General features: G+C 68.0%; 4 protein-coding genes. All 4 read left to right on the top strand.

The window, feature by feature from the left end:
* On the top strand, positions 1 to 978 hold a 978-nt coding region (fxlM, locus tag IJH84_RS13935), incomplete at its 5' end, for a methyltransferase, FxLD system (protein ID WP_295145009.1).
* 50 nt (positions 979 to 1,028) lie between these two features.
* Positions 1,029 to 1,214, top strand: coding sequence for an FxLD family lanthipeptide (locus IJH84_RS13930; RefSeq protein ID WP_200073138.1), 186 nt, complete (start codon positions 1,029 to 1,031; stop codon positions 1,212 to 1,214).
* Positions 1,215 to 1,288: 74 nt separating this feature from the next.
* The gene (locus IJH84_RS13925; protein WP_295145005.1) at positions 1,289 to 4,378 is read left to right on the top strand and encodes a lantibiotic dehydratase; all 3,090 of its coding nucleotides are present in this window, start codon (positions 1,289 to 1,291) and stop codon (positions 4,376 to 4,378) included.
* On the top strand, positions 4,375 to 5,153 hold a 779-nt coding region (locus IJH84_RS13920), incomplete at its 3' end, for a lanthionine synthetase LanC family protein (RefSeq protein WP_295145002.1). The genes IJH84_RS13925 and IJH84_RS13920, both read left to right, overlap by 4 nt.

Raw genomic sequence — 5,153 nt, 5'->3', positions numbered from 1 at the left:
TTGGAGGTCGGCTCGGGCGGCGTCAACGCCGCCATGCTGGCCGAACTCGTCGGCGACACCGGCCACGTGACCACAATGGACATTGATCCGGAGATCACCGGTCGCTCTCGGAAACTGTTGGATGCGGCGGGATACCCGCAGGTGCACGTGGAGTGCGCGGACGCCGAGCATGGCGTACCCGCACGAGCGCCTTTCGACGTGGTACTGGTGACGGTCGGCTGCTGGGATCTTCCTGCCGCGTTGACGGATCAGCTTGCCGAGAGTGGGCGCATCGTCGTTCCGCTGCGGATGCGGGGAATTACGCGGTCCCTGTCGTTGCATCTCGCCGGCGACCATCTGCTGGCGGATTCGGCCGAGGTGTGCGGGTTCGTCAAGGCTCAAGGTCTTGGCGCGCATCAGGAAAGGATGCTGCTGCTGCACGGCGACCGGATCGCTTTGCGCTTCGACGACGACACCGCACCGGCCGATCCGGCTCGGCTCGACGGCGCGTTGGGTACCGAACGCGCTGACGTGTGGTCCGGCATCACCGTGGAAGCGATGGAGCCGTTCGACAGCTTGGGGCTGTGGCTGGCCTCTGTGCTGCCGCGCTCGTGCCGGCTCGCGGTCGATCCCGACTACGACCCGGCAATCGACAGCGGTCCGGTGATGGTCGTCCCCGAAGGCCGCTGGTTCCCGGACGCCTACGTGAACTCGCACGAGGACTCGTTCGCCTATCTCGCTACGCGGCGGCGCGACGACGGGCTCTTCGAGTTCGGCGCCCACGCCTTCGGCCCGCACGCCGGAGAGGCCGCCGAGGCGATGGTGGAGCAGATCCGCGCGTGGGACCGCGACTATCGCCACGGCCCTGACCCGAGCGTCGTCGTCTGGCCGTACGACGCCCCGGACGAGGCGCTGGAGTCCCCGGATGCCGCTGCGACGACGGTGATCCGGAAGTGGCACACCACCATCACGATCTCCTGGCCGCACCCTTCGGCGTAGCAACCGAGTCGGCCAGGTTCGTTGGAACCGAACGATAAGGAAGGAAACGCATGGCGGCCAACACGACCACGCTGTCCCGCACCGAGGACGTCGACATCAGCGACGATTTCACGCTCGACTTCCAGGTGATCGAGTCCGCGTACCCGCTCGCGAAGTTGAGCTGCGACACCGATGACGGGTGCGGGCAGACCTGCTCCACCAGCGCCTGCAACAGCCAGGCCAACAACCCGTCGTGAACCGTGCCCTCGCCGGGACGCCGAATCCCCGTGGCGCCCCGGCGGGGACGCTCTGTCCGATCCAGGAGGTTTGCGTGGCCACGCCGCGCCGTTTACGTCATGCCGAGCTCGTACTGGTTCGAGCGAGCACCGACCCGGGCGGGCTGAGCCTGCCGCGGCTGGATCTGCACACCGCCGAAGACGCCGAGACAACCGGCCGGGAATGGCTCACCGAGTTATGGGGCCGCGAGGTCGTACGCACCGCCTTCGATTTGGCCAGCCCGGCGCTGTGCGAGCAGATCGCGGCCGTAGTCGACGGCGCGAAACTCAACCGCCGCTCCTGGCGCCGCTTGCTGGTCTCGACGTGCTCCTACGTCCTGCGCTGGCAACAGCGCCCCACTCCTTTCGGCCTGTTCGCCGGAGTGACCACCGCAGCCATCGGCGGGTCCACGCGCGTCATCTTCGGCGAGCAGCATCAGCTGCACCGGCAGATCGACCCGAACCGGCTCCACGAGTTGATCAGCGAGCTCGAATCCGATCCCGAGGCGCTGGCGAAAGCATCGCTCGTGGTCAACAACGCGGGCACCGTCCGCGGCGACCGATTCGTCGTCCCCAACCATTTGTCCGGTAGCGCTGAGGACAAGTCCTCGACGCAGGTGGCCGCTGGGCTCGATGAGGTGGAACTGGCGCTGCGTCGCACTCGCCCGGTCGATGCCGCACTTGCAGCTGCGCGCGTTCCGATCCCGGGACTAATGCTGTTCGACCAACTACACCGTGAATTCCCGTCGGTTCCGCGTAAGCAGGTCGCGATGCTGATCAGCGGACTTGTCGCGCACCGCGTGCTGGTGACCAGCCTCCGGGCTCCATCGGCGTGCCCGAACCCTGTCGAGCATGTTCTCGCGCAGCTGGACGATCCCCGCCGCGATAGCGAGGAGAACGACCATGTCGGCGATGCTCGCGAGGATCTGCGCTCTTTCTTTAGCTCGGGCTCGCATGCGAAGACCACCGTGTCCGAAGCCGCGAGTCCGGCTCGCTCGGCGCCTCCGTCCAGTGTGGACGTCTCGCTCGACGGACGGATCACGCTGCCGGAGCCCGTGCTGCGTGAAGCCGAGTCGGCGGCCTCCGTCCTGCTCGAGGTGACTCCGAGCCCGTTCGGCACCGCCCCGTGGCGCGACTACCACCTGCGGTTCCGAGAACGGTACGGCTCCGGTGCGCTGGTACCGGTACGCGAGTTGATATCCGACTCCGGGCTCGGTTTCCCAACCGGATTCCTCGGCGCGGCCCGCGAGCAAGGGGCTCGCTTGCTGACCGATCGCGACGCCGCCCTGCAAGCGACGCTGCAGGAGACCGTCCTCGATGGACGGACCGAAGTCGCCTTGTCCGAGGAATTGATCGAGCAACTCTCCGTCGGAGACCACCGCGATCTGACGCCTCCCGAGCGGGTTGAGCTGGCCTTCACGATCCACACAACCTCGACCGAGAGCCTGGACCAGGGACGGTTCCAGCTGTGGGTCACCGGGGCCCCGGTGCCGACCTCCAGCATGGCCGGGCGCTTCGCCGCCGTGCTCGACGAGCACGCGCGGCAACGGCTGTCCCACACCTACCCCACAGGAGACGAGGTGATGGTCGCCCAACTATCCTTTCCCCCGCGACGCAACGCCAATGAAGCCGTCACCCGCACTCCGGACCTGTTGCCATGGCTGTTGCCCATCGGTGAACACCCGCCGGAGCTCGGCGCCGACTCAGCCCGGTTACTCCATCTCGACGACCTCGCGGTGACTGCCAGCTCCGCCCAGTTCTTCCTCATCCACCGCCCCAGCGGAAAACCGGTGCACCCTTACGTGCCACACGCCTTGGAAACCACCGTCTACACGCCACCACTGGCGCGTTTCCTCGCCGAGCTGCCCACCGCGCGGCGGGCGGTGTTCGGCCCCATCGATTTCGGTGCGAGCCGCACCCTGCGATTCCTGCCCCGAATCCGACACGGCCGCAGCGTGCTGTCCCCGGCGCGGTGGCTGCTGCACGCCACCGATCTCCCCGGCCCGCGCACCACGAGCACCGAGTGGGAACAGGCATTGAGCATGTGGCGCGAGCGCTGGCGGGTTCCCGCACACGTGCTCCTCGTCGAAGGAGAACAACGCCTCCCGCTCGACCTCGACGAACTGACCCAGCGCAGCCTGCTGCGCGTACGGTTGCGCCGAGCAGGCAAGGCGGAGCTTCGCGAAGCAGGTGATCCTGCCCGACGCGGCTGGACGGGACGCGCGTGCGAATTCCTGGTTCCGCTCACCGCTAGCCCGAGCCCATCCGCGCCGCCGGTCAGCCGCAAAGTCGTCGTCCGCGATGACAGCGTCGGCTCGCCCGCCCGAAACGACGGCGCCTTCCCGGGCGCTTCATCGCTCGTCTTGTCCAAATTGGAGGGACATCCGCAGCGGTTCGACACCATCCTGACCGAGCATCTCCCGAACCTGCGCCAGCACCTCGGCGACGAGATCCAACGCCTGTGGTTCCGCCGCCAGCACGACACCACCCGGCCTGACTCGGACCACTCGCTACAGCTATGGCTGAGGCTGACCAGCGCCGACCGCTACGGATCCGCTACAACCTGTCTGGCCGAATGGGCCGAAGACCTGCGCGCGTCCGGGTTGCTGGCCCAAGTCAGCTTCGAGACCGCCTGGGCACAACCCGGCAAGTACGGCGACCTGTCCGCCGCCGAGCCCGTGTTCGCGGCCGATTCCGCAGCGGCACTTGCCGAGATCTCCTGTGCCGAACAGCTCCAGCTGCCTCGGTCTGCGGTGGCTGCGGTGTCGATGGTTGATCTCGCCACAGCCCTCGCATCGGATGCGAAGAAGGGCTGGGAGATGGTGATCGCCAGCCTCCCGCAGCAGACCGGCCCGCTCGACGCTGTTCTGCGCGAGAACGCCCTCCGCTTTGCACGCGACCTACGACAGGATCAGCCACCCGCCCGCGACGATGTACTGCGCGCGGCATGGACCGAGCGTCGCGAAGCGCTCGAAACGTACCGAGCGCAGCTCGACCGGCCGCCGGAATCAGACCTCCGAGCGCTGTTGCACGAACATTTCCGGAGGACCATCGCGGTTTCCCGCGAACAGGAGGAGACCACCAACCGGCTCGCCCGCGCCGTCGCGTTGCAGGCGCTCGCGCTGGCCCAACGAGGTGTCGAATGAACCGGCAGCATTTCGCCGCGCCCGGCAACGCGAAGCACGCCGAACTCCTCAGCGTCCTGGCGACGCCCCTGACCGAACCCGACACCGGGCAGCCCGAGGTGGCCCAGTCGTTGTCCCGTGGAGCCACCGGCATCGCCCTCTGGCACCTCGAACGCGCCCACCACGACGTCCCCGAAGCACGGCCTCTGTTGCACCAGTGGGTGCGCGCCGCCCTAGCTTCGCCGATCAGTTCCGCCGAAACCGCGGGCCTGCACGCAGGTCTGCCCGCGATCACGTTCCTGCTGCATCTCGCCGAGCCCGTACTGCCCGAATACCGCCCCGCCATCACCGAGTTCGACCAGCACCTGAGACGGCTCGCCCACCGCCGGGTCGACGTCGCGCTGGAACGCCTCCGGCACGGTCGTCCGGCTCGTTTCGCCGAGTACGACCTGATGCGCGGGCTGACCGGGATCGGGCACCTGCTGCTGCACCACCAACCAGGCACCGACGCCCTGGCTCGAGTACTGGACTACCTCGTGCAGCTGACCAAACCGCTCACACACGACGGGGAGACACTGCCGGGATGGTGGGTCGACCACGCACCCGACCAGCTGCTACCGACACCGGGCGGGCACAGCAACCTCGGCATTGCCCACGGCGTCACCGGCCCGCTCGCCGTGCTCGCCCATGCGGCACGCCGCGCGATCACCGTCGATGGCCACTACGACGCCATCGACCGGATCTGCGCACACCTCGACCACTGGCAGCAGGACAGCAACGCCGGACCCTGGTGGCC

This window comes from Saccharopolyspora sp. (assembly GCF_017434145.1).
Lineage (GTDB): Bacteria > Actinomycetota > Actinomycetes > Mycobacteriales > Pseudonocardiaceae > Saccharopolyspora_C > Saccharopolyspora_C galaxeae.
This window is presented reverse-complemented; position numbering and strand designations above follow the sequence as displayed.

Bases quoted from the DNA above. Each gene is read 5' to 3' on its own strand.
- IJH84_RS13930 (WP_200073138.1), top strand. From the start codon at position 1,029: ATGGCGGCCAACACGACCACGCTGTCCCGCACCGAGGACGTCGACATC.